This is a genomic window from Pseudomonas sp. QLc11A (assembly GCF_052112305.1).
GTDB classification, from domain to species: Bacteria; Pseudomonadota; Gammaproteobacteria; order Pseudomonadales; family Pseudomonadaceae; genus Aquipseudomonas; species Aquipseudomonas laurylsulfatiphila.
Window position 1 is genome coordinate 480,652 of the sequence record NZ_JAVAJJ010000002.1, and the last position, 23,966, is coordinate 504,617.

Below are 23,966 nucleotides of genomic sequence, written 5' to 3' on the forward strand. Positions count from 1 at the left end.
GATCCGGGCCGACAGGAACACAGTCGCCAAAGCAACGAAGAAGCGATAACGATCGCAAGGATGGAAGAAGCCATGCACACCACCATCATCATCACCTTCGGCCTGGCCCTGCTCGCGATGATGCTGTTCATCGGCGAGAAACTCGGCTTCAGCCGCCAGACACTCACCTACAGTTTCGTGATCCTGTGGCTGGCGCTGACGGTGATCAACGGCGCCATCGGTGTGGTGACCGCCGGCCAGTCGTTGAGTACGGAACTGGGGATCGGCACGATGGTGTTCAGCATCCCCGTGGCGGCGCTGGTGTTGTTCATGGTGCTGAGCGCCGAGAGCTAAAAGCCCCGGCGCCCTGCCCGTGATCAACGCACCAGATGCAGGAACTGCATGTGCCGTTCGTACTGGTCGAGGATGTCGTTGATGATCTGCTCCTTGGTGTAACCCACCAGGTCGTAGTCCTGGCTGCCCTCGCTCAAATGCACTTCGGCCCGGTAGTAACGGCGATTGTTGAGTTGCTTGGAGCCCATGCCGCCACGGGCAAACGAAGGCGTGAAATAGCCGCGCATCTGCACCTGATAAACGAACGGATGCTGATCGCCGTGGCCGATTTCCAGGCTGACGCTGTCATGGGCCGGGTCCGGGTGCATGACCACGTGCAGCCCCTTTTCGCGAAACACCGCCGACACTTCCTCAATGGCCGGTCGCACCGTCGTATCGAGGAAGCGATAAACCTCGTCGCGCGACGGGAAATGCACAGCCTGACTCAGGCGTTGCCGCCAGCCGCCCTTGCCACGTCGAGAACCCGAGACCGGTGCCAGTGAATGCATCTGCGCAATCTGCTTCTGCGACTCCAGATAAAACGCCTTGTGCAGCCCCCACATCATCAACAGCAAGATCAGCGAGAACGGCAACGAAGTCAGGACCACCGCCGACTTCAATGCATCGATGCTGCCGGAAAACAGCAGCGCGCTGGTCACCAGTGCGGTCATTGCGCCCCAGAACACCCGCAGCCATTTCGGCCCGTCTTCATCGGGATTGCCGCCCTTGGCGGACAGCGTCGACAGCACCACGGTGCCGGAGTCGGCGGAGGTGACGAAGAACACAAAGCTGATGAACACCGTCACCGCGATGACGGTTTTGCTCCACGGGTAGGTTTCCAGCAGCAGATAGAGCGTCATCGACGGATTGTCGATAGCCGACATGCCGAGCGCGCTCATGCCGTGGTTGAGCACTTGATCGATGGCGCTGTTGCCGAAGATCGACATCCACGCCAGGGTGAAGCCGAGCGGAATCAGGAGCACGCCGAAGACGAATTCGCGGATGGTGCGGCCACGGGAAATCCGCGCGATGAACAAGCCCACGAACGGCGACCATGCGATCCACCAGGCCCAATAGAACACCGTCCAGCCGCCCAGCCAGTCGCTGGGTTTGTCGTAGGCGTAGAGGTCGAAGCTCTTCATCGGCAAGGCGCCGAGGTAATCGCCGAGGTTCTGGATCAGGGTGTTGAGCAAGTGCTGCGTGGGGCCGGCGAACAACACGAACAGCAACAGCGCACAGGCCAGCAGCATGTTGATGTCGGACATGACCCGCACGCCCTTGTCGACGCCCGACACCGCAACGATGATCGCCGCGCCCATCATCAGGGTGATCAGGCCGACCTGAACCCACTGGGTGTGGGCGATGCCGAACAGGTAGTCCAGGCCCGAATTGAGGTGCAACACACCAAAGCCCATGTCGGCGCCAAGGCCAAACACCGTGGCGATGATGCCGAAGCCATCCACCGCGTAGCCGATGGGGCCATTGATGCGCTTGCCGATCAGCGGATACAGCGCCGAGCGCAGGGCCAGCGGCAGGTTGTGGCGATAGGCGAAATAGGCCAGCGCCATACCGACAAAGGCGAACACACCCCAGCCATGCAGGCCCCAGTGCAAAAACAGAATCTGCATCGCCTGACGCGCCGCGTCCGCCGTGCCGGCCTCGCCTTGCGGCGGCTGCAGCATGTGGGTCAACGGTTCGGACACACAGAAGAAAAACAGGGTGATGCTGATCCCCGCGGCGAACAGCATGCCGGCCCATGACAAATAGCTGAATTCGGGCTCGTCGTGGTCGGCACCGAGCTTGATCTTGCCGTAGCCAGACAAGGCGGTGACCACCACGAAGACCAGATACAGGGTCATCGCCAGCAGGTAATACCAGCCGACCGTGTTGGCCGCCCAGTTTTGCGCCGCCAGCAACCAGGCACCGGCCTGTTCGGGCATGGCGATGACAACGACACCAAACAACAGAATGAAACTCGCCGAGAACCAGAACACCGGCGGATTCATGCGGACCAGGCCGCTTGGAGGGATGGACGATGCACTCATGTACGGTGCACCTCGAAGGGGTAAAACGTGGCTGTAGAAATCGGACTCAGCAAAGGCAAGCCTCCTGTTGTGAGCGGGCAGCGAACCACCGGTTTAACTTGAATGAACGTTCAAGTTAAACATGGATAGGGGGCTAAGGACTAATCGCAGGGCTCGGCGGTAGTGTTAATACGCTAGCTCAAGGGAGGATCTGGTGCGGGATTGGCGACTCGATTCGACTTGAAATCCAATCGCGGGCAAGCCCGCTCCCACAGTGGATCCTGGTTGAACACAAAAGCTGTGAACGACAGAAAACCTTGTGGGAGCGGGCTTGCCCGCGATGAGGCCAGACCAGTCAAAGGAGATTCAAAGACCTACTTCTGCGCCCCATCTTCATGCTGCAGATTCGCCTGGGTCAGGTTGCTGCCCGCCGGCACGCTGCGGGTCAGCCAGACGTTGCCGCCAATGGTCGAACCCTGGCCGATGGTGATCCGCCCCAGAATCGTCGCCCCGGCATAAATCACCACGTCATCTTCGACAATCGGATGCCGAGGCTGGCCTTTCTGCAACTGACCGTCTTCGTCCGCCGGGAAGCGCTTGGCGCCCAGGGTCACGGCCTGATAAATCCGCACGCGCTCGCCGATGATCGCGGTTTCGCCGATCACCACGCCAGTACCATGGTCGATGAAGAAACTGCGGCCGATCTGCGCGCCGGGGTGAATGTCGATACCCGTGGCCGAGTGGGCGATTTCCGCGCTGATACGCGCCAGCAACGGCAGCCCGGCACGGTACAAATGGTGGGCCAGCCGATGGTGAATCACCGCCAGGATCCCCGGATAGCACAACAGCACTTCATCGACACTGCGCGCCGCCGGGTCGCCGTGATAGGCCGCCAGTACGTCGGTGTCCAACAGGCTGCGCAAGCCCGGCAGGGCGAGGGCGAAGTCCTGGATGATCTGGATGGTCTTGGCTTCGACTTCGGTATCGGCCTGGGCACTGTGGCGCGCGGCATAGCGCAATTCGAGTCGCGCCTGGGCCAACAGCGCATTCAACGCCACATCCAGCGTGTGGCCGACGTAGAAGTCTTCACTCTCTTCGCGCAGGTCTACCGGCCCCAGGCGCATCGGGAACAGCGCACCGCACAAGGCTTCGAGAATCTCTGCCATGGCCGCCCGGGAGGGCAGCTCGCGACCGCCCTGCTCGGTACTGGCCCGGCCATTTTGCGCTCGCCATTGCTCACGCGCGGTGCGAAGCTGGCTGACGATGGTCTGCAATTGCCAATGGCTGGAACGCTCACTCACGGTAAAAACTCCTCACGGGCGACCGGACTGTCTGGCCGCACTGACGGCGATTACTTTACGGCAAGGGCAGCGGGGCAAATTAAGAACCAATAATGCTGTGCTCATTACGATTAGCTATAAGCAATTGACGGTTGCCCAGCCTTTTTCGCGTGCCTATAGTCCTGAGATCTTCCACGGCCAGTACGGACCCATGATCAAACAACAGCTTGCCCGCTTTAACCGCCTCGACCTGCTCGGTCAACCCACCGCCCTGGAAAAACTCGAACGCCTGTCGACCTGGCTGGGTCGCGACCTGTACGTCAAACGCGATGACCTGACGCCGCTGGCAATGGGCGGCAACAAGCTGCGCAAACTCGAATACCTGGCCGCCGATGCGCTGACCCAGGGTGCCGACACCTTGATCACCGCCGGCGCGCTGCAATCGAACCACGTGCGCCAGACGGCTGCCATTGCGGCGAAACTGGGTCTGGGCTGCGTAGCCCTTCTGGAAAACCCCCTCGGCACCGATGACAACAATTACACCGGCAACGGCAACCGCCTGCTGCTCGACCTGTTCGATGCCAAGGTCGAACTGGTGGAAAACCTCGATAACGCCGACGAACAACTGCAGGCACTGGCCGACAGACTGCGCAGCAACGGCAAGAAGCCGTACCTGGTGCCGATCGGAGGCTCCAACGCGCTGGGCGCACTCGGCTACGTACGTGCCGGGCTGGAACTGGCCGAACAGATCAAGGACACCGGCCTGACGTTCGCCGCCGTGGTCCTGGCCTCGGGCAGTGCCGGTACCCACAGCGGTCTGGCACTGGCCTTGAGTGAAGCACTGCCGGAGCTGCCAGTGATCGGCGTGACGGTCTCGCGCAGCGATGAAGACCAGCGGCCAAAGGTTCAAGGTTTGGCTGAACGCACTGCCGAACTGCTGGGCATGGACCTACCAGACGCTTTCAATGTCGAGTTGTGGGACGAATACTTCGCCCCGCGTTATGGCGAGCCGAATGCCGGAACACTGGCGGCGGTGAAGCTGCTGGCGAGTCAGGAAGGCTTGCTGCTGGACCCGGTCTACACTGGCAAGGCCATGGCGGGCCTGCTGGACGGGATCGGGCGTCAGCGCTTCGACGAAGGTCCGATCATCTTCCTGCACACAGGTGGGGCGCCGGCGTTGTTTGCTTATAAGAATTTTCTGTAGGAGCGAGCTTGCTCGCGATGGACGACAGGGCGCCGCGGGGTGTCAGGTTGCCCGCGTTATCGTTGACGACCATCACGTGCAAGCTCGCTCCTACAGTAAAAACGCAGGTTATTCAAAAATGGAATAACCAGAAGAATAATTAATATTTTCCATTCTAAAAACGCCATCATATAGTCATGCTACAGGTGAATTTGCAGCGAGACGCATAAGCTGCATTAGGGCAGGATATCGCAGTCGTCCGAATCCCGAATTTGCCAACTTTCCTAAAGCGTCTTCCATAAGAAAACACAGGGGCTTGTCATGAATTTTTCCGCACTACGTCGCAATCTGCTGGTGGGCTCGCTGGGCCTGGCACTGAGCGCTGGCCTGATTGGCCAAGCCGTTGCCGGTGAGCAACTGCAAAAAATCAAGGACGCCGGCGTGATCAACGTTGGCCTGGAAGGCACTTACCCACCGTTCAGTTTCGTCGATGCCGACGGCAAACTGACCGGCTTCGAAGTCGAGTTCTCCGAAGCCCTGGCCAAAGAGCTGGGCGTCAAGGTCAAACTGCAACCGACCAAATGGGACGGCATCCTCGCGGCCCTGGAATCCAAGCGCCTGGACGCAGTGATCAACCAGGTGACCATCTCTGAAGAGCGCAAGAAGAAGTACGACTTCTCCGAGCCTTACACCGTTTCCGGTATCCAGGCGCTGGTGCTGACCAAGAAGGCCGCCGAGCTGAACATCAAGACCGCTGCCGACCTGGGTGGCAAGAAAGTCGGTGTAGGCCTGGGCACCAACTACGAAGAGTGGGTGAAAACCAATGTGCCGACCGCCGATGTCCGCACCTATGAAGATGATCCGACCAAGTTCCAGGACCTGCGTGTCGGCCGTATCGACGCCATTCTGATCGACCGCCTGGCCGCGCTGGAATACGCCAAGAAAGCCAAGGACACCACCGCCGCCGGTGACGCGTTCTCCCGTCAGGAAGCCGGCATTGCCCTGCGCAAAGGCGAGCCTGAACTGCTGGCCGCGGTGAACAAGGCAATCGACAAGCTGCGCGCCGATGGCACCCTGAAAAAGCTCTCGGAAAAATACTTCAACGCTGACGTCACTCAATAATGGAAGAAGCTTTCCAACTCGCACTGGACTCCGTGCCCTTTCTGCTCAAGGGCGCGTACTACACGGTCATCCTCAGCCTGGGCGGGATGTTCTTCGGCCTGGTGATGGGGTTCGGCCTGGCGCTGATGCGCCTGTCGCGCTTCAAGCTGGTGAGCTGGATCGCCCGCATCTACGTGTCGTTCTTTCGCGGCACGCCGTTGCTGGTGCAACTGTTCGTGATCTATTACGGCTTGCCGCAATTGGGTCTGGAACTTGATCCGCTGCCAGCGGCCCTGATCGGCTTCTCGCTGAACATGGCCGCCTACGCCTGCGAAATCCTGCGTGCCGCGATCAGCTCCATCGAGCGCGGCCAGTGGGAAGCCGCTGCCAGTATCGGCATGACCCGCGCGCAAACCCTGCGTCGGGCCATCCTGCCGCAGGCCATGCGCACCGCATTGCCGCCGCTGGGCAATAGCTTCATCTCGCTGGTCAAGGACACGGCGCTGGCCGCTACCATCCAGGTGCCGGAGCTGTTCCGTCAGGCGCAACTGATCACCGCCCGCACCTTCGAAATCTTCACCATGTATCTTGCCGCCGCACTGATCTACTGGGTCCTGGCCACGGTGCTGTCGCACCTGCAGAACCAGTTGGAAGCGCGGGTCAATCGGCACGACCAGGAGTCCTGACCCAATGATTGTCGTGGAAAAACTGACAAAGCAGTTCAAGGGTCAAGTCGTGCTCAATGGCATCGATCTTGAGGTCAAGGAAGGCGAGGTGGTCGCGATCATCGGCCCTAGCGGTTCGGGCAAGACCACCTTTCTGCGCTGCCTGAATTTTCTGGAAGAACCCACCAGCGGCCGGATCAAGGTCGGCGATATCGAGATCGATACCAGCCGTCCCCTGAACCAGCAGCAGAGCCTGGTGCGACGTTTGCGCCAGCACGTGGGCTTCGTGTTCCAGAACTTCAATCTGTTCCCCCATCGCACCGCCCTGGAAAACGTCATCGAAGGCCCAATCGTGGTCAAGAAGACCCCGCACGCCGATGCTGTAGCCCTGGGTAAAAAACTCTTGGCCAAGGTCGGTCTGGCGGGCAAGGAGGACGCTTACCCGCGTCGCCTCTCCGGTGGCCAGCAACAGCGCGTGGCGATTGCCCGGGCGCTGGCAATGGAGCCCGAAGTGATCCTGTTCGATGAGCCGACCTCGGCCCTCGACCCGGAACTGGTGGGCGAGGTATTGGCGACCATCCGTGGCTTGGCCGAAGAGAAACGCACCATGGTGATCGTCACCCACGAAATGGGTTTTGCCCGGGACGTGGCCAACCGTGTGGTGTTTTTCGACAAGGGCGTGATCGTCGAACAAGGCGAAGCGAAGGCGTTGTTTGCCAACCCGAAAGAAGAGCGAACCCGACAGTTCCTGAGCAAGTTCCTGAATAACGCACACAACTAAAAACCCTGCGTAACAACGGTAAACTTCCATGGACGGAAGTGATACCCCTCGAAATACGCTTCATTAATACAAAATCAAACCCATCTATTTAACATGCATATCCTGTACGCGTGCGCGGTACAAATATATGCGTCACGATAATTAAGCAATGCCAACTCAACCAGATCCTCCGTCGTAAGACGGCACCCAAGACTTGCACAAGTCTGCCCGTATTCACTCGCTTTCAGCAGAAAACTTCGACGCACAGGCACGGTTTAATTACTTGGAACCGTAGGAACTTTCTGAATAGCGCCACACAACCACCATAACTAACAAATCTTATTGACAGCGGATCTCCCTGACTTTTATCTAGTCTTCAGCCAGCGACACTCATCACATTCAACTCATTGTTCCCGCTCTAAGTAATGAATGGTTTTTTGTTCGATTATTGGTTTTTGATATTCCAGAAACGGACTTCGTTGCAAGACTTCAAGGAGACTTCATGAATAGCACCTCGAACAAATCCGGGCTTGCAGCCCCGACCCTGGCGCAATCGAACAAGGCCGGCATCAACGTCACCTGCGCGGCGCACCTGCTGATCGATGTGGCGCCCTACCCCGCCATGGACGCAGGAGACCTGGTCGAACTGTTCTGGGACAACTGCTACGTGGCCTCCCGCGTGCTGACGGCCAGCGATGTCGGCCGACCGGTGCAGTTGCGGGTGCCTGAGAGTTTTGTCGCCAACGGTACCTCGCGCATTCACTACCGGGTCATGCAGATTGGCCGGGGTCCGGCGGTATCGGCCAGTCAAAACGTGCAGATCAAACTCGACTGTCCAGGCGGTCAACCTTCGGCGCTGTGCGGCGATGAAAACCAGTGCCTGGCACCGGTGAGCATTCCCGAGGCGATTCGCCGTCAGGGGGTCAATCCGAGCCAGGTCAAACGCGGTGTTCCCTTGACCATCGAGCCGTACCTGAACATGGCTGTCGACGACGAGATCACCCTGCGCTGGGGCGATGTGCGCATGGATCTGCCACCGCTCAAGTCCGCCGATGTAGGCCAGCCGATCCACGTCTGGATACCGCCGGCCATCATCCTCGAAGCAGGCGAAGATCTGCACCTGGAAGTGACGTACTGCATTCTCGACAGGGTAGGCAACAACTCCCGCTGGGCACCGGCCCGCACGCTGAAGATCGGTTGCGCCAATCCTTATGTGAAAGTCCCGAAGAAACAGCATCTCAAGGCTGCTGAACCCTGCAGACAGCGGCGGCAGTGACTGTGCCCACCGTGTTTTTGTGGCAAGGGGGCTTGCCCCCGTTGGACGCGAAGCGCCCCAAAATATGCAACTTCGGTCCATCAGGACATCGCGGTAGCAGGTTTTGCGGCCGCTGCGCGGCCGAACGGGGGCAAGCCCCCTCGCCACAGAGATTGCCCCCCCAGAACACCTTCTATTAATATTCCTAAAAGTTAGTTCATAAAATATTTATACACGTTTAGGGTATATACACCGGACCACCGGACATTCTTGTTTTCATGCGCGGCCACAAGCGGCGCTTCCATAAGATGTGAGGTAGGTATGGTCCGGAACACAATCACCCCAGTGCAGATCGCCAGGGCATTGCGAGCAGCCAAGGAGTGGCACTGATGTCCAGTCTGGCAGATGCAATCGTCCAGAGTGACCTGGACATCGCCCCGTTGTTGTTGCCCGCACAAATCTTGCGCAACGACGCCCAAGCCATCAAGGCGGCCCAGGAACTGGCGCACGTTGCGCGCCTGCAAGCGGCCAAGCGTGACCAGTTGCGCAAGCTCCCATGGTCTGAAATCGAACTGTTCACCCGCAGCGGCCTGGGCAGCATTTCCATCCCCCGCGAATACGGTGGCCCGCAGGTTTCGTTCGTCACCCTGGCCGAGGTCTTCGCGATCATTTCCGCCGCCGACCCGGCGCTTGGGCAGATTCCGCAAAACCAGTTCGGCATTCTTAACCTGATCCTCGGCAGCGCCACCGAAGCGCAGAAAAGGCAACTGTTCAAAAGCGTCCTCGATGGCTGGCGCATCGGCAATGCCGGGCCGGAACGCGGCACCAAAAACACTCTGGAACTGAAGGCACGCCTCACCGCCGACGGCGTCCTCAATGGCCAGAAGTTCTATTCCACCGGTGCGCTGTTCGCCCATTGGGTTGCGGTCAAGGCATTGAATGACGACGGCAAACAAGTGCTGGCGTTCATCCGTCGCGGCACGCCGGGATTGCGCATCGTCGATGACTGGTCCGGCTTTGGTCAGCGCACCACCGCCAGCGGCACGATTTTGCTCAACAACGTGCAGGTCGATCCAGAACTGGTGGTGGATAACTGGCGGATCAACGACACGCCGAACATCCAGGGCGCCGTCTCCCAACTGATTCAGGCGGCCATCGACGCCGGTATCGCCCGGGGTGCCATTGACGACGCCATCGACTTCGTGAAAACCCGCGCACGGCCGTGGATCGACGCCAAGGTCGAGCGGGCCAGCGATGACCTGTATGTGATCGCCGATATCGGCAAGCTGAAAATCGAACTGCACGCCGCCGAAGCGCTACTGCGCAAAGCCGGGCAGGTGCTCGATGAAGTCAGCGCCGCACCGCTCACCGCCGAGTCCGCCGCCCGCGCCTCGATTGCCGTGGCCGAAGCCAAAGTGCTGACCACCGAGATTTCGTTGCAGGCCAGCGAAAAGCTGTTCGAACTGGCCGGCAGCCGCGCCACCCTCGCCGAGTTCAACCTCGACCGCCACTGGCGCAATGCCCGGGTGCACACGCTGCACGATCCGGTGCGCTGGAAATACCACGCCATCGGCGCCTATCGCCTCAACGGCACGCTGCCTAATCGTCATTCCTGGATTTAACGACCAGACATCTGGAGAAGCACATGAGCATTTCTCAACACGTCGCGGTCATCACCAGCGATGAGCAAGCCCTGATTGTCGCCAGCGATCTGGCCGAAGATTTCAAACGCGACAGCGCCCTGCGCGACCGCGAGCGCCGCTTGCCACACCCGGAATTGGAAGTGTTTTCCCGCTCGGGCCTGTGGGGCATCAGCGTGCCCAAGGAATATGGCGGCGCCGGTGTTTCCAACGTCACCCTGGCCAAGGTCATCGCCCTGATCGCCCAGGCCGACGGCTCGCTGGGACAAATCCCGCAGAACCATTTTTATGCCCTCGAAGTGCTGCGCGTGAACGGCAGCCATGAGCAGAAAAAACGACTTTATGCCGAAGTGCTGGCCGGCCAGCGCTTCGGCAATGCCCTCGCCGAACTTGGCACCAAAACCGCCCACGATCGCATCACCAGCCTGACCCGCGATGGCAGCGGCTATCGCATCAATGGTCGCAAGTTCTACGCCACGGGTGCGATTTACGCCCAGCGCATTCCCACCTCGGTGGTGGATGAAAACGGCGTGCAGCAACTGGCGTTCGTCCCGCGCAACAGCAAGGGCCTCACCGTAATTGACGACTGGAGCGGCTTCGGCCAGCGCACCACCGGCAGCGGTTCGGTGGTGTTCGAAGATGTCTACGTCGCGGCCGAAGATGTCATCCCCTTTCAAAGCGCCTTCGAGCGCCCGACGCCGGTCGGCCCGCTGGCGCAGATTCTCCATGCCGCCATCGACACCGGTATCGCCCGCGCCGCATATGAGGACGCGCTGCACTTCGTGCGCAGCAAAACCCGGCCATGGATCGACGCCACCCACGAAAAAGCCACGGACGATCCGCTGACCCTCAAGAGCTTCGGCCACCTGAGCATCCGCCTGCACGCCGCCGAGGCACTGCTGGAGCGTGCCGGCGAATACCTCGACAACGCCCAGGCCGACACAAATGCAGAGACCGTCGCAGCCGCGTCGATTGCCGTCGCCGAAGCCCGCGCCCTGAGCACCGAAATATCCCTGGCCGCCGGCAGCACGCTGTTCGAACTGGCCGGCAGTCAGGCGACCTTGATCGAACACGGTCTCGACCGCCACTGGCGCAACGCCCGGGTGCACACCCTGCACGACCCGGTGCGCTGGAAGTACCACGCCGTGGGCAACTACTACCTCAACGATGAAAACCCGCCACTACGGGGGACCATCTGAATGGCTAAAAAGAAGATCCTGCTCAATGCCTTCAACATGAACTGCATCGGGCACATCAACCACGGTTTGTGGACGCACCCGCGCGACACGTCCACCCGCTACAACACGATCGAATACTGGACCGAACTGGCGCAATTGCTCGAGCGCGGGCTGTTCGACGGCCTGTTCATCGCCGACATCGTCGGGGTCTACGACGTTTACCAGAACTCGGTGGACGTGCCGTTGAAAGAGTCGATCCAGCTGCCGGTCAACGATCCGCTGTTGCTGGTGTCGGCCATGGCCGCGGTGACGAAAAACCTCGGTTTCGGCCTGACCGCCAACCTCACCTACGAAGCGCCGTACCTGTTCGCCCGACGCCTGTCGACCCTGGATCACCTGAGCCGTGGCCGGGTCGGCTGGAACATCGTCACCGGCTACCTGGACAGTGCAGCCAAAGCCATGGGCCTGAGCGAACAGGTCGAGCATGACCGCCGCTACGACCAGGCCGACGAGTACCTGGAGGTGCTCTACAAACTCCTGGAAGGCAGCTGGGAAAACGACGCGGTGCTGAACGATCCGCAGCAGCGGATCTATGCGCAGCCCGAGAAAGTGCACAAGGTCGAGCACAAGGGCGAGTTCTATCAGGTCGAGGGCTATCACCTCTGCGAACCCTCGCCGCAGCGCACACCGGTGCTGTTCCAGGCCGGCAGTTCGGATCGCGGCTTGCTGTTCGCCGGGCAACATGCCGAGTGCGTGTTCATCAGTGGCCAGACCAAGGCATCGACCAAGGCGCAAGTGGACAAGGTGCGCGCCAGCGTCGTCGAAGCCGGGCGCAATCCCGAGGACATCAAGGTGTTCATGGGCCTGAATGTGATCGTCGGCGCCACCGAAGAGCTGGCCTGGGCCAAGCACGCCGAGTACCTGGGCTACGCCAGTGCCGAGGCCGGCGTGGCGCACTTTTCGGCGTCCACCGGGATCGATTTTTCCCAATATGAAATCGACGAGCCGATCCAGTACGTAAAGAGCAACGCGATCCAGTCCGCCACCAAACACCTGCAAAACAACGACTGGACCCGGCGTAAATTGCTGGAGCAACACGCCCTGGGTGGCCGCTACATCACCGTGGTCGGCTCACCGCAGCAAGTGGCGGATGAGCTGGAATCCTGGATCGCCGAAACCGGGCTGGATGGCTTCAACCTGACCCGCATCGTCACCCCGGAAAGCTATGAGGATTTCATCGAGCTGGTGATTCCCGAGTTGCAACGGCGGGGGTCGTACAAGACCGCTTATGACGATGGGACCTTGCGCGAAAAGCTGTTTCGCGGAGGGGCGTTTTTGCCTGAGCAACACATCGGTTCGACTTTCCGACGCTAAAAGCATCGCGAGCAAGCTCGCTCCCACATTTGGAATGCATTCCCCTGTGGGAGCGAGCTTGCTCGCGATGAGGCCCGAACAGACACCACAAACTTAATGTACTGACTGGATAACTCATCATGAAAAAGCACTACCTCTCTCACCCAGTCAAAGCACTGGCCCTGGCCCTCGGCCTGTTCAGCTCTGCGGTTTTCGCCGCCGACGCGCCGCTGAAAATCGGCACCACCGCCGCTTTCGCCATTCCCCTTGAAGCAGCCGTCGAAGAGGCCTCCAAACAAGGCCTGAAAGTCGAGCTGGTGGAGTTCACAGACTGGATCGCGCCGAACGTCAGCCTCGCCGCCGGCGATATCGACGTGAACTATTTCCAGCACATCCCGTTCCTGGAAAACGCCAAGGCCGCCTCGGGTTTCGACCTGGTGCCGTTCGCGCCGGGGATCATCAACAACGTCGGCCTCTACTCGAAAAAATACAAAAGCTTCGACGAACTGCCGCAAGGCGCCAGCGTGGCCATCGCCAACGACCCGATCAACAGCGGTCGAGGCTTGCAACTGCTGGCCAAGGCCGGCCTGATCACCCTCAAGCCCGGTGTCGGCTACAAAGCCACCGAAGAAGACATCATCGCCAACCCGAAGAACATCAAGATTCTGCAAGTCGAAGCGGTGCAACTGGTACGCGCCTATGACGATGCCGATCTGGTGCAGGGCTACCCGGCCTACATTCGCTTGTCGAAAACCTTCGATGCGGGCTCCGCGCTGCTGTTCGACGGCCTCGATCACAAGGAATACGTGATTCAGTTCGTGATCCAGCCGAAGAGCAAAACCGACCCGCGCCTGATCAAGTTCGTCGACATCTACCAGCACTCACCCGCGGTGCGCGCCGCACTGGATAAAGCTCACGGCAAACTCTATCAAGCCGGTTGGGAAAGCTGAGCATGACCGCCGCCATCCAACGGCGACTGGAGACTCCAGAGCCGCAAAGCGCCGAGCGCACCGAGCTGCATCCCGAACTCAACCACGCCCACGTGCGCTTCATCGGCCTGGGCAAAACCTACAACGGCCAACAAGGCCCGGTGGCCGCGTTGCACGGCATCGACCTGGCGATCCAGCGCGGCGAAGTGTTCGGCATCATCGGCCGCAGCGGCGCCGGCAAGTCGTCGCTGATTCGCACCATCAATCGCCTGGAGCAACCGAGTAGCGGTCGGGTGCTGATCGATCAGGTCGACATCGGCGAATTCGACGAAGACCGCCTGGTGGCACTGCGTCGGCGCATCGGCATGATCTTCCAGCACTTCAATCTGATGTCGGCCAAGACCGTTTGGCAGAACGTCGAGTTGCCGCTGAAAGTCGCCGGCGTGCCCAAGGAGCAACGCGAGCAGAAAGTCCGTGAGCTGCTGGAACTGGTCGGTTTGCAGACCAAACACAAGGCTTACCCGGCGCAGCTATCCGGCGGGCAGAAACAGCGCGTTGGCATCGCCCGGGCGCTGGTGCATGACCCGCAAATCCTGCTGTGCGACGAAGCCACCTCGGCACTGGACCCGGAAACCACGCAATCGATCCTCGGCCTGTTGCGCGAGATCAATCAACGCCTGGGCCTGACCATTGTGCTGATCACCCACGAGATGGCGGTGATCCGCGAGATCTGTGATCGCGTAGTCGTCCTCGAACACGGGCGCATCGTCGAGCAGGGGCCGGTGTGGGAAGTCTTCGGCAATCCACAACATGAGGTCAGCAAGACGTTGCTGGCGCCGTTGCAACACTCATTGCCGCAAGAGCTGCAGAGCCGTTTGCAGCCGCAATCGAACGCACCGGATGCCGCCGTGTTCCTGCGCTTGCAGTTCACCGGCAACCAACGCAACGAGCCTGACCTGGCGGCACTGTTCAGCGCCCTGGGTGGCCGCGTGCGATTGCTGCAAGGCGGCGTGGAACGGATTCAGGGCCATGCCCTCGGGCAACTGCTGTTGGCGGTGACGGGCTCCCCCCTCGGTGCCGAAGAATTGCGTCAACGCGCCAGCCAATGGGCGCAACAGGTGGAGGTGCTGGGTTATGTGGTTTGATCGCTTGCTGCAGGGTTTTATTGACACGTTCCTGATGGTCGGCGTGTCGTCGCTGATCGCGCTGTTGGCGGGCATTCCGCTGGCGGTGATCCTGGTCACCAGCTCCAAGGGTGGCATCTACGAAGCACCGGCGCTGAACCGCGTTTTGGGTGCGTTCGTGAACCTGTTTCGCTCGGTTCCTTTCCTGATTTTGATGGTGGCCTTGATTCCGTTCACCCGGCTCATCGTCGGCACCACTTACGGCGTATGGGCGGCTGTGGTGCCGTTAACCATCGCGGCCACGCCGTTCTTTGCGCGCATTGCCGAGGTCAGTTTGCGCGAGGTCGATCATGGGTTGATCGAAGCGGCGCAAGCCATGGGCTGCCGGCGCGGGCACATCGTCTGGCATGTGTTGTTGCCGGAAGCACTGCCTGGGATTGTTGGCGGGTTCACGATTACCTTGGTGACGATGATCAACTCTTCCGCCATGGCCGGGGCGATTGGTGCGGGCGGGTTGGGGGATATTGCCTATCGGTATGGGTATCAGCGGTTTGATAGCCAGATCATGTTGACGGTGATTGTGTTGTTGGTGGCGTTGGTGGCGGTGATTCAGTTGGGCGGGGATCGGTTGGCTCGGGGCCTCAACAAACGCTAAGAATGTTACGAACACTCTTTGTGGCGAGGGGGCTTGCCCCCGTTGGGGCGCGAAGCGGCCCTAAAACCATTCCATAAGGTGTGTCAGAAAAAACGAGGCCGCTGGTTTTACGACTGCTGCGCAGCCCAACGGGGGCAAGCCCCCTCGCCACAAAAGCGCCCTTGCCACAGGTCATCATTGGCCTTCGGAGGGAAGTTTTCGTACAGGGAAATCAGCGGTTTTGCAGGCTCGATCCCTTTCTTTTGCAGGACGTTTCCTAGATCATTTCGCTCGCTTGCGCCTGACAATTTCCGTGGCTAGTCTCGGTCCGTCACTGCTCATCAGTGATCGGGTTTAGTCGCCCGGATCTTTCCAGGCGCACAGCGCCACCTCACTCCAGGTGTTTTCATTGCCTGAACGTTATGGTGGCTGTGCGCAGGGCACCCTCGGGTGCGCCGGTATTGCCTGGAGACCGGTCGACTAACCTGCGTGCAGCTGCCACCCCCTGCTCGTTTAGTCGCGACATCGGTTGGCTCCAATTAAATCCAGGAGTTTTACCAATGAAAAAATCCGTTCCCGATCCGCCCCCCGAAACCTCCACCGAAGACCCGCTCAGGGATCGCTCAGCGCTCTACCGCGCCATCGATTTCCACCTCACCGGCAAGCAACCCGCAGCACCCGATGAAATGCGCTTCTACAACGTCAGCAAGGACGTGAGCTTCGAAGACACCCAGCTCTATGTCGCCGACCTGCTGCGCTGTGCTTCGGTCTCGGCGTATCAGTGTGGCGACCAGCTCAAGGGTGCCGACCGGGCGATGGTGTACTCGATCTGGCATTTGCTGGAGATTGCCAAGGCGATGGTGGATCACTCCATTGAGTGTTTGGGGATGAAAAAAAGCTGAACCAGGCTTTAGTAATCCGTTGTCAGTGCCACCGCCATCGCGAGCAAGCTCGCTCCCACAGTTGACCGTGGAAATCTGTGGGAGCGAGCTTGCTCGCGATGGGCTGCGCAGCAGCCCCCGACGCCATGGCGTATATTCGGTGAATCCAAATTGCCTGCGCAGCCGACCATGAAACAAACACCCATCGACCTCGAACAGATCACCACCACGACCCTCGGCCACTACAACGCGGTGGCCGAAAGTTTCCGTGAAGGCACGCGAGATCACGACGTCAGCCAGAACATCGATGCCCTGTTGCGGTACATCCAGGGTGAGGCGCCCTTCGACATTCTCGATTTTGGCTGCGGACCGGGTCGTGATTTGCAGACGTTCACCCGCATGGGCCACACAGCCGTCGGCCTCGACGGTTCGGAAAAATTCGCGCAGATGGCCCGCGAGGACAGCGGGTGCGAGGTATGGCAGCAGGACTTCCTGAAGCTTGATTTGCCGGCCGAGCGTTTCGACGGGATCTTTGCCAATGCGGTGCTGTTTCATGTTCCGCGCCAGGAACTACCACGGGTGCTGAAGCAGTTGTGGGGAACGCTGAAACCGGGTGGGGTGTTGTTCAGTTCCAATCCCCGTGGCGAGAATCAGGAAGGCTGGAACGGGCCGCGTTATGGGTCGTATCACGACCTGGCGGCCTGGCAGCAGTTGCTGATCAAGGCGGGTTTTTTGGAGTTGGAGCATTACTACCGGCCGGCCGGGCTGCCGCGGGAGCAGCAGCCCTGGTTGGCGAGTGTGTGGCGTAAAGCTGTGTAGTCAGTCCCGACGCCATCGCGAGCAAGCTCGCTCCCACAGTTGACCGCGTACACCTGTGGGAGCGAGCTTGCTCGCGATGAGCGCGAAGCGCTCGCTTTTTAAACAGCCTCTTTCTTCGGCTCGCGAATCTTGTACCAGGCCACATACAGCGCCGGCAAAAACAGCAGCGTCAGCAAGGTGGCGATGACGATCCCGCCGATCATCGCGTAGGCCATCGGCCCCCAGAACACTTCCCGGGCAATCGGGATCATCCCCATGCTCGCCGCCGCCGCGGTCAGCAGTATCGGCCGGCGCCGATGCTCGGTGGCCTGCACCACCGCATCCCACGGCGCATAACCCTTCTGCTCGTACTCCTCGATCTGGGTCACCAGGATCACCGAGTTACGGATGATGATACCGATCAACGCGAGGATCCCGAGGATCGCCACAAAGCCCATGGGCGTCCCCGTCGGCACCAGCGCGATCACCACGCCGATCAGCCCCAGCGGCGCGACGCTGGCCACCAGGAACAGCTTCTGCACGCTGTGCAGCTGGATCATCAGGAAGGTCGCCATCAGGAACAGCATCAGCGGCACAACCTTGGCAATCGGGCCCTGGGCCTTGCCGCTTTCCTCCACCGTACCACCGGTGGCGACCTTGTAGCCCGCCGGCAGTTTGGCTGCGAACGCGTCGATGGACGGCTTGAGGATTTTCACCAGGTCCGTCGGCTGGATCTCGTCGCGTATCGCCGCCTTGATGGTAATGGTCGGCAGGCGATCCCTGCGCCATACCAACGGCTGCTCCAGTTCGTAGCGCACCGTGGCGAACGCCAGCAGCGGAATCGACGTGCCGTTCGGCGTGACGATTTGCAGGTTCTGCAGGGTTTCCGGCGTTCCGCGCTCGGAATCCACCGCACGACCGACCACGTTGATCAGGTAAATGTCGTCATCGACCTGGGTCACCGACTGGCCGCTGACGATGCCGTTCATCAGGTTGGCCACATCCTCGGAAGACAGCCCCAACTGCCGCGCCTTGTCCTGGGCGATGTCGATGCGCAGCACTTTGCCCGGTTCGTTCCAGTCGTAGATGATCTCGCCCACATGCGGGTTCTTGTCCAGCTCCGTGGCCAGGTCGATGGCATGTCGGCGCACCTGATCGATGTCCTTGCCGCTGATCCGGTACTGGATCGGACGCCCTACCGGCGGGCCCATTTCCAGTGCCTGGACATAACTGCCGATGCCGACGAAGTCGTTGCGCAAGCGCTCGCGAAGCTTGTGCATCATGGCCTCACGCGTGTGGCCTTTGCTGACGATCACCAACTGCGCGTAGAAGGGGTTCTGCAGTTGCTGGTCCAGTGGCAGATAGAAGCGGATGGCGCCCTGCCCGATGTAGGTGCTCCAGCGCTCGATGTCCGGGTCGTCCTTGAGCGTGGCTTCGAGGCGATCGACGGCCCGGCGGGTTTCATCGATCGAGGCGTTTTGCGGCAGGTTCAGGTCCACCAGGATTTCCGGGCGGTCCGAAGACGGGAAGAACTGGTTCTGCACGAAGCGCATGCAAAACAGCGCCAGCACAAAACACAGCACCGTAATGCCGATAGCCCACCAGCGATTGCGCATGCACCACAGCAGCCCGCCGTTGAACGCCTTGCCGATGCGCCCGGGTTCGCCTTCATGGGGTTTCACCTTGGTGCTGAGAATGTGCACGCCGATCACCGGCGCAAACAGTACCGCCACCACCCACGACACCAGCATCGCACAGGCAATCACCGCAAACAGGGTGTAGGTGTATTCACCGGCCGAGCTGGCGTTCAAGCCGATCGGCACGAAGCCCGCCACCGTCACCAGCGTACCGGTGAGCATCGGGAACGCCGTGGAGGTGTAGGCGAAGGTTGCCGCCTGCTCCTTGGTCTCGCCCAATTCCAGGCGCGTGACCATCATCTCCACGGTGATCATCGCATCGTCCACCAGCAGGCCGAGGGCGATGATCAGTGCACCGAGGGAAATCCGCTGCATGGTGATGCCGCTGTACTCCATGAACACGAACACCATCGCCAGCACCAGCGGGATCGAACAGGCCACCACCAGCCCGGCGCGCACGCCAAGGCTGACGAAGCTGACCAGCAGCACGATCACCACCGCCTCGAACAGCGCGCTGGTAAAGCCGCCGACGGCCTCCTCGACCACCACGGCCTGGTCGGACACGTTGTAAATGCCGACGCCCACCGGCAGGTCGGCGGTCAACTCGTCAATACGGGCGTGCAAGGCCTTGCCGAACGCCTGGACGTTGCCACCCTTCTGCATGGCAATCGCCAGGCCGATGGCCGGTTTGCCGTTGAAGCGGAATTCCGGCGAGGCCGGATCGACGTAGCCGCGGCGGATTTCGGCAATATCGGCCAGGCGATAGTAGCGGTCGTTGAGCTTGAGGTTGACCTCGGCCAGGTCTTTCTCCGAAGCGAACTTCCCTGACGTGCGCACCGAAATCCGCTCCGGCCCGGCCTCGATGACACCCGCCGGGGTCACCGCGTTCTGGGATTGCAGGCTCTGCACCACCTGACGCTCATCGATGCCCAGCGCGGCGAGTTTGCGCGTGGAGAAGTTCAGGTACAGCACTTCGTCCTGCTGGCCGACCATTTCGATCTTGCCCAGGCCCGGCACACCGCGAATCTCCATGCGCGCCTGTTCCACGTAGTCGCGCAACTGACGCAGGGTCAGGCCGTCGGCGGTGAAAGCGTAGATCGACCCGAAGACGTCACCGAACTCGTCGTTGAACGACGGCCCCTGTATGCCTTGCGGGAACTGGTATCTGATGTCGTTGATCTTCTTGCGCACCTGGTACCAGATTTCCGGGATGTCCTTGGCACTGGTGGTGTCGCGCAGGTACACGTACACCGTCGATTCGCCCGGGCGCGTGTAGCTTTTCACGTAGTCGAGGGAGTCGAGCTCTTCGAGCTTTTTCTCGATCCTGTCGGTGATCTGCTTGAGGGTTTCCTCCTGGGTCGCCCCCGGCCATTTGCTCTGGATCACCATGGTTTTGATGGTGAACGACGGGTCTTCTTCGCGCCCCAGGTTGAAATACGAGAACACACCCATCAGCAACGCGACGAACATCAGATACCAGATGAACGACTGATGCTTGAGGGCCCATTCCGAGAGGTTGAAAGGCCCTTTCATTGACTGTCCTCGTCGATTTTCACTTGCTGCCCCGGTTTGAGGCTGTTGACACCGGCACTGACCACCCGCTCGCCGTTCTTCACGCCGCCGGCCAGCACCACGGTGCTGTCGGTGCGGCTGATCACGGTGATGTCACGGGGGGAGACGGTTTTACTCTGCGCATCGATCACCCAGATGCGCGGCTTGCCATCGACCTCCTGCAGCGCGGTGACCGGCAACTCGATGCGCGGCTTGACCGCCGAGCTCAGGGTGACGCTGATGGCCGTGCCCAAGCGCAAGCCCTGTGGCGTTTCGGCCAGGGTCAGGCGGGCGCGACGGGTGCGTGTCGCGCTTTGAGCCTGGGGTTCGATTTCACGGATGATGGCGGTGGTGTTGATGCTCGGATCCAGTTGTGCTGCGACCTGAAACACCACATCGCTGGGCAACTGGTCAACGAGGGTATCGGGCAGGTCGATCACCGCTTCCTTGATGTCCGGTTGCGCCAGGGTCACCACTTGCTGACCCGCCGTCACCACTTGCCCGGCCTCGGCGCTCCACGCGGTGACCACGGCTTTATGGTCGGCACGCAGTTCGGTGTAGCCCAATTGGTCTTTGCTCTGGCTGACGGCCGCCCGGGCCTGATCGAGGGAGGCCTGGGTGGTTTTCAGGTCCGTGTTGGCCGCGTCGAGTTGCGCTTGCGCGCCGACCCCGCGATCGAACAGGGCTTGTTGACGCTGGGCACTGGCCTTGGCATTGATCAGTTGCGCCTGGATTTTCGCCAGGTCGCCCTGGGCCGAACGCAATTGGTTCTGCTGATCGGAAGGATCGAGGGTGGCGAGCAGCGTCCCCTTTTCCACTTCGGTGCCGACATCGACGTTACGGCTGGCGATCCGCCCGCCCACGCGGAAGCCGGTATTGCTTTCATAACGCGCCTGGATGCTGCCGGCGAAGCGGCCCAGGTCTTCTTCGTTCAAGGTCTGGACCTTGATCGACAACACCGGTCGTACCGGTGCCGGCGGTGGTTCGCTTTCGGAACAGGCGCTCAGCACCAGCCCGATGGACAACGCCCATAAAGGCTTCATGGCTTGGCTCCCCACGTCAGATCCTTGTAAGTGTCTTCGGCAATCTCGACGTCCATGTCAGGGTGCAAGAGTTGGCCGCCCGCGATGATGACTTTGTCGCCGTCTTTCAACCCGCCGCTGATGATGACCTTGCCGGTCAGGTAGCGGCCGACTGTGACCGAATGCAATTGGGCCTTGCCCTTGTCGTCGACAATCCACACAGCGGGTTCACTGATGTTTTTGGTCAGCGCCGACCACGGCAACTCGATGACCGACTTGCCCGATCCCTTGGCCGTGGCACTCACCACCGAACCCAATTGCATGCCGTCGGGCAGACTGTTGAGGCCGACCTTGACCTGCACGGTACCGGATTGCGCCGACACCGCCGGGGTGATTTCGCGCACGGTGCCGGTGGTTTTGATCGCCGGGTTGTCGAGCAGGCTCAGGACAATGGTGTCATCGCTGGGTTTCTCGGCGAGCAGGGATTCATAAACGTTGAACACCGCATCGCGGTCGCCGTCACGGGCCAGGCTGAAGATCGGCATCGTCGCCTGAACCACCTGGCCGACCTCCGCCTGGCGCTCGGTAATGATCCCCGGCGCATCGGCGATCAGCGCCGTATAGCTCAACTGATCCCTGGCATTGGCCAACTGCGCCTGGGCAGCGCTCAGGGCGCTCTGGCTGCTGTTCAAAGCGGCCTGGGCCGAGTCATATTCACTCTGGCTGGTATAACCCTTGGGCAAGAGTTTTTGCTGGCGTACGAATGCCGCCGCGTTCTGCTTCACCCGCGCCTGTTCGGCGGCCACTTGTGCCTGGGCCGAGTCGACGTTGCTCTGCAAGTCCTTGGGGTCGAGTCGGGCCAGCACTTGCTTGGCGGTCACTCGATCGCCGACGTCAACCGAACGCTGGATGATCTTGCCACCCACACGGAAAGACAGCTCCGTCTGTATCCGCGCCTGAATATCACCGGTGAGGGTAACCGGGGCCGCGTAGTCCGTCGGCTTGACGACTTGCACGAACACCCGTGGCAGGTATTCCTGTACGGGTTTTTTCTGGTCGCAGGCCGTCAGCAGGGTGACGACGCTCAAGGCCATGACTACTTTGAATCCGGGAACCACCATGCAAACTCCTTGGCCTTTTTCATGTCCAGCACGACAGAGAGCTTAGAACAGGACAGCAACCTTGCACGAGCGTCTTATGAAGAAAAAATCCACCCTGCCTTACGTCCAAAACACTTGCCCCAGGCACCTGCCCGTAGCGGACAATGGGCGTCGCTCGACCCCGCCACAGGACCCCACATGCTCAACACGCTCGCGGTAGCCAACTACCGCTCGATCAACAAACTGGTGATCCCGCTGGGCCGACTGAATCTGATCACCGGCCCCAACGGCAGCGGCAAATCCAACCTGTACCGTGCGCTGCGCCTGCTGGCGGAAACCGCCCACGGCGGCGTGGTCAATGCCCTGGCCCGTGAAGGCGGGCTGGATTCGACCTTCTGGGCCGGCCCGGAAACCCTCTCCCGGCGCATGCGCACTGGCGAAGTCGCCATCGAGCCCACCGTGCGCCAAGGCGTCAAACGCCTGCGCCTGGGGTTTGCGGGAGAGGATTTCGGCTACTCGATCAGCCTCGGCCTTCCCGATTCCAATGGTCACTTCATGCTGCCAGGGCACAGCTCACCGATCCCGTCCTATTTCAGCCTCGACCCGCAGATCAAGCGCGAATGCCTGTGGGCAGGCGCGTTCTACCGCCCGGCCAGTCTGCTGGTCGATCGTGACGGCCCGATGATCCGCGCCCGCACCGAGCGCAAGTGGGATGTGCTGGCGCAGTACACGCCGACGTTCGACAGCCTGTTCGATCAGGTCGGCAGCCTGCGCGGTTCACCGGAAGTGCTGGAGATGCGCGAGTTCATCCGCCGCTGGCGCTTTTACGATCATTTTCGCAGCGATGCCGACGCCCCGGCGCGTCAGCCGCAACTGGGCACTCGCACACCGGTGCTGCATCACGACGGGCGCGACCTGGCGGCGGCCTTGCAGACGATCATCGAAATCGGCGATCCCGACGCCTTGCGGGCGGCGATCAGCGACGCCTTCCCCGGCGCTCGGTTGAATATCGACCCTCTGCCCGGTGGTCGCTTCGCCATCGAGTTCTTTCAGGAAGGTTTATTGCGGCCGCTGTCAGCTGCCGAGCTGTCGGACGGAACCTTGCGTTACTTGCTGCTGGTCGCCGCGCTGCTGACGCCACGGCCACCGACACTGATGGTGCTGAACGAGCCGGAAACCAGCCTGCATCCGGACCTGCTGCCGGCGCTGGCACGCTTGATCATCCGTGCCTCGGCGCAGTGCCAGGTGTGGGTGGTGTCCCATGCCCGGCGCTTGATTTCGGCGTTGCAGGAGGACCCGGACTGCAGCTGTATCGTGCTGGAGAAAAATCTTGGCCAGACCGGGATCGTGGGCCAGCGCATGCTGGATGAGCCGGCATGGTATTGGCCGGATTGAACGGCGTGTGATTTGCCGGGATGAGGGAAGACGTCTATTTTCCCTTGCGTCGTAGGAAGGATCTTTTTTTCGAAACACAACTCCAAGGACGAACCACTTTTGGCCAGACTCCCGGCCAACATCTCACAAGGACGAGAACATGGC

Annotated in this window: 20 protein-coding genes; 15 read left to right on the forward strand and 5 right to left on the reverse strand. The window is 60.7% G+C overall.

Annotated features, from left to right (window positions below):
* The first annotated feature begins 72 nt into the window (after window positions 1–72).
* Window positions 73–333: a hypothetical protein gene (locus Q8X48_RS05045; RefSeq protein ID WP_041474972.1), complete on the forward strand. Its 261-nt coding sequence runs from the start codon at window positions 73–75 to the stop codon at window positions 331–333.
* 23 nt (window positions 334–356) lie between these two features.
* Here Q8X48_RS05045 and betT read toward each other — a convergent pair whose 3' ends face one another.
* A complete protein-coding gene (betT, locus tag Q8X48_RS05050) occupies window positions 357–2,318 on the reverse strand; it encodes a choline transporter BetT (protein WP_407799905.1) in 1,962 nt (653 codons plus the stop codon).
* A 392-nt stretch (window positions 2,319–2,710) separates the two neighbouring features.
* Window positions 2,711–3,637 carry a serine O-acetyltransferase EpsC gene (epsC, locus tag Q8X48_RS05055; RefSeq protein ID WP_007972891.1) on the reverse strand — a complete coding sequence of 309 codons (927 nt, stop codon included), beginning with the start codon at window positions 3,635–3,637 and terminating at the stop codon, window positions 2,711–2,713.
* A 190-nt stretch (window positions 3,638–3,827) separates the two neighbouring features.
* Between epsC and Q8X48_RS05060 the strand changes: the two genes are divergently transcribed.
* From Q8X48_RS05060 to Q8X48_RS05120, 13 genes are all read left to right on the forward strand, one after another.
* The gene (locus Q8X48_RS05060; protein WP_407799856.1) at window positions 3,828–4,820 is read left to right on the forward strand and encodes a D-cysteine desulfhydrase; all 993 of its coding nucleotides are present in this window, start codon (window positions 3,828–3,830) and stop codon (window positions 4,818–4,820) included.
* Between the two features lie 300 nt (window positions 4,821–5,120).
* On the forward strand, window positions 5,121–5,921 hold the full coding sequence (tcyJ, locus tag Q8X48_RS05065) for a cystine ABC transporter substrate-binding protein (RefSeq protein WP_015093009.1): 801 nt from the start codon (window positions 5,121–5,123) through the stop codon (window positions 5,919–5,921).
* Window positions 5,921–6,586, forward strand: a complete 666-nt coding sequence (gene tcyL, locus Q8X48_RS05070) for a cystine ABC transporter permease (RefSeq protein ID WP_007972897.1) — start codon at window positions 5,921–5,923, stop codon at window positions 6,584–6,586. The genes tcyJ and tcyL overlap by 1 nt, the downstream gene beginning before the upstream one ends.
* 4 nt (window positions 6,587–6,590) lie before the next feature.
* Window positions 6,591–7,346: an L-cystine ABC transporter ATP-binding protein TcyN gene (tcyN, locus tag Q8X48_RS05075; protein WP_007972898.1), complete on the forward strand. Its 756-nt coding sequence runs from the start codon at window positions 6,591–6,593 to the stop codon at window positions 7,344–7,346.
* A 481-nt stretch (window positions 7,347–7,827) separates the two neighbouring features.
* Entirely contained in the window at window positions 7,828–8,601 is a 774-nt protein-coding gene (locus tag Q8X48_RS05080; protein WP_407799857.1) for a hypothetical protein, read from the forward strand.
* A 368-nt stretch (window positions 8,602–8,969) separates the two neighbouring features.
* Window positions 8,970–10,202, forward strand: a complete 1,233-nt coding sequence (locus Q8X48_RS05085) for an SfnB family sulfur acquisition oxidoreductase (protein WP_407799858.1) — start codon at window positions 8,970–8,972, stop codon at window positions 10,200–10,202.
* A 23-nt stretch (window positions 10,203–10,225) separates the two neighbouring features.
* Window positions 10,226–11,419, forward strand: coding sequence for an SfnB family sulfur acquisition oxidoreductase (locus Q8X48_RS05090; RefSeq protein WP_407799859.1), 1,194 nt, complete (start codon window positions 10,226–10,228; stop codon window positions 11,417–11,419).
* Window positions 11,420–12,772 carry an LLM class flavin-dependent oxidoreductase gene (locus Q8X48_RS05095; protein WP_407799860.1) on the forward strand — a complete coding sequence of 451 codons (1,353 nt, stop codon included), beginning with the start codon at window positions 11,420–11,422 and terminating at the stop codon, window positions 12,770–12,772.
* A 119-nt stretch (window positions 12,773–12,891) separates the two neighbouring features.
* Window positions 12,892–13,701 (forward strand): MetQ/NlpA family ABC transporter substrate-binding protein, encoded by an 810-nt coding sequence (locus tag Q8X48_RS05100; RefSeq protein WP_218475641.1) that lies wholly within the window; start codon window positions 12,892–12,894, stop codon window positions 13,699–13,701.
* A 2-nt stretch (window positions 13,702–13,703) separates the two neighbouring features.
* On the forward strand, window positions 13,704–14,825 hold the full coding sequence (locus tag Q8X48_RS05105; RefSeq protein ID WP_407799861.1) for a methionine ABC transporter ATP-binding protein: 1,122 nt from the start codon (window positions 13,704–13,706) through the stop codon (window positions 14,823–14,825).
* Window positions 14,815–15,459 carry a methionine ABC transporter permease gene (locus Q8X48_RS05110; protein WP_407799862.1) on the forward strand — a complete coding sequence of 215 codons (645 nt, stop codon included), beginning with the start codon at window positions 14,815–14,817 and terminating at the stop codon, window positions 15,457–15,459. The genes Q8X48_RS05105 and Q8X48_RS05110 overlap by 11 nt, the downstream gene beginning before the upstream one ends.
* 539 nt (window positions 15,460–15,998) lie before the next feature.
* Window positions 15,999–16,340, forward strand: a complete 342-nt coding sequence (locus tag Q8X48_RS05115) for a DUF6124 family protein (protein WP_407799863.1) — start codon at window positions 15,999–16,001, stop codon at window positions 16,338–16,340.
* A gap of 168 nt (window positions 16,341–16,508) precedes the next feature.
* Window positions 16,509–17,138: a class I SAM-dependent methyltransferase gene (locus Q8X48_RS05120; RefSeq protein WP_407799864.1), complete on the forward strand. Its 630-nt coding sequence runs from the start codon at window positions 16,509–16,511 to the stop codon at window positions 17,136–17,138.
* Between the two features lie 98 nt (window positions 17,139–17,236).
* Here Q8X48_RS05120 and Q8X48_RS05125 read toward each other — a convergent pair whose 3' ends face one another.
* From Q8X48_RS05125 to Q8X48_RS05135, 3 genes are read right to left on the reverse strand one after another with little or no spacing between them, the layout of a single operon-like run.
* On the reverse strand, window positions 17,237–20,287 hold the full coding sequence (locus tag Q8X48_RS05125; RefSeq protein WP_407799865.1) for an efflux RND transporter permease subunit: 3,051 nt from the start codon (window positions 20,285–20,287) through the stop codon (window positions 17,237–17,239).
* Window positions 20,284–21,348, reverse strand: a complete 1,065-nt coding sequence (locus Q8X48_RS05130; RefSeq protein WP_407799866.1) for an efflux RND transporter periplasmic adaptor subunit — start codon at window positions 21,346–21,348, stop codon at window positions 20,284–20,286. Before Q8X48_RS05130 ends, Q8X48_RS05125 begins: the two co-directional genes overlap by 4 nt.
* Entirely contained in the window at window positions 21,345–22,448 is a 1,104-nt protein-coding gene (locus Q8X48_RS05135; protein ID WP_407799867.1) for an efflux RND transporter periplasmic adaptor subunit, read from the reverse strand. Before Q8X48_RS05135 ends, Q8X48_RS05130 begins: the two co-directional genes overlap by 4 nt.
* A 177-nt stretch (window positions 22,449–22,625) precedes the next feature.
* On the opposite strand from Q8X48_RS05135, the gene Q8X48_RS05140 reads away from it, so the two are divergent.
* Window positions 22,626–23,822, forward strand: a complete 1,197-nt coding sequence (locus Q8X48_RS05140) for an AAA family ATPase (RefSeq protein ID WP_407799868.1) — start codon at window positions 22,626–22,628, stop codon at window positions 23,820–23,822.
* The last annotated feature ends 144 nt before the right edge of the window (window positions 23,823–23,966 follow it).

Bases quoted from the DNA above. Each gene is read 5' to 3' on its own strand.
- Q8X48_RS05045 (WP_041474972.1), top strand. From the start codon at position 73: ATGCACACCACCATCATCATCACCTTCGGCCTGGCCCTGCTCGCGATG.
- betT (WP_407799905.1), bottom strand. From the start codon at position 2,318: ATGAATCCGCCGGTGTTCTGGTTCTCGGCGAGTTTCATTCTGTTGTTT.
- Q8X48_RS05060 (WP_407799856.1), top strand. From the start codon at position 3,828: ATGATCAAACAACAGCTTGCCCGCTTTAACCGCCTCGACCTGCTCGGT.
- tcyJ (WP_015093009.1), top strand. From the start codon at position 5,121: ATGAATTTTTCCGCACTACGTCGCAATCTGCTGGTGGGCTCGCTGGGC.
- tcyL (WP_007972897.1), top strand. From the start codon at position 5,921: ATGGAAGAAGCTTTCCAACTCGCACTGGACTCCGTGCCCTTTCTGCTC.
- tcyN (WP_007972898.1), top strand. From the start codon at position 6,591: ATGATTGTCGTGGAAAAACTGACAAAGCAGTTCAAGGGTCAAGTCGTG.
- Q8X48_RS05080 (WP_407799857.1), top strand. From the start codon at position 7,828: ATGAATAGCACCTCGAACAAATCCGGGCTTGCAGCCCCGACCCTGGCG.
- Q8X48_RS05085 (WP_407799858.1), top strand. From the start codon at position 8,970: ATGTCCAGTCTGGCAGATGCAATCGTCCAGAGTGACCTGGACATCGCC.
- Q8X48_RS05090 (WP_407799859.1), top strand. From the start codon at position 10,226: ATGAGCATTTCTCAACACGTCGCGGTCATCACCAGCGATGAGCAAGCC.
- Q8X48_RS05095 (WP_407799860.1), top strand. From the start codon at position 11,420: ATGGCTAAAAAGAAGATCCTGCTCAATGCCTTCAACATGAACTGCATC.
- Q8X48_RS05100 (WP_218475641.1), top strand. From the start codon at position 12,892: ATGAAAAAGCACTACCTCTCTCACCCAGTCAAAGCACTGGCCCTGGCC.
- Q8X48_RS05105 (WP_407799861.1), top strand. From the start codon at position 13,704: ATGACCGCCGCCATCCAACGGCGACTGGAGACTCCAGAGCCGCAAAGC.
- Q8X48_RS05110 (WP_407799862.1), top strand. From the start codon at position 14,815: ATGTGGTTTGATCGCTTGCTGCAGGGTTTTATTGACACGTTCCTGATG.
- Q8X48_RS05115 (WP_407799863.1), top strand. From the start codon at position 15,999: ATGAAAAAATCCGTTCCCGATCCGCCCCCCGAAACCTCCACCGAAGAC.
- Q8X48_RS05120 (WP_407799864.1), top strand. From the start codon at position 16,509: ATGAAACAAACACCCATCGACCTCGAACAGATCACCACCACGACCCTC.
- Q8X48_RS05125 (WP_407799865.1), bottom strand. From the start codon at position 20,287: ATGAAAGGGCCTTTCAACCTCTCGGAATGGGCCCTCAAGCATCAGTCG.
- Q8X48_RS05130 (WP_407799866.1), bottom strand. From the start codon at position 21,348: ATGAAGCCTTTATGGGCGTTGTCCATCGGGCTGGTGCTGAGCGCCTGT.
- Q8X48_RS05135 (WP_407799867.1), bottom strand. From the start codon at position 22,448: ATGGTGGTTCCCGGATTCAAAGTAGTCATGGCCTTGAGCGTCGTCACC.
- Q8X48_RS05140 (WP_407799868.1), top strand. From the start codon at position 22,626: ATGCTCAACACGCTCGCGGTAGCCAACTACCGCTCGATCAACAAACTG.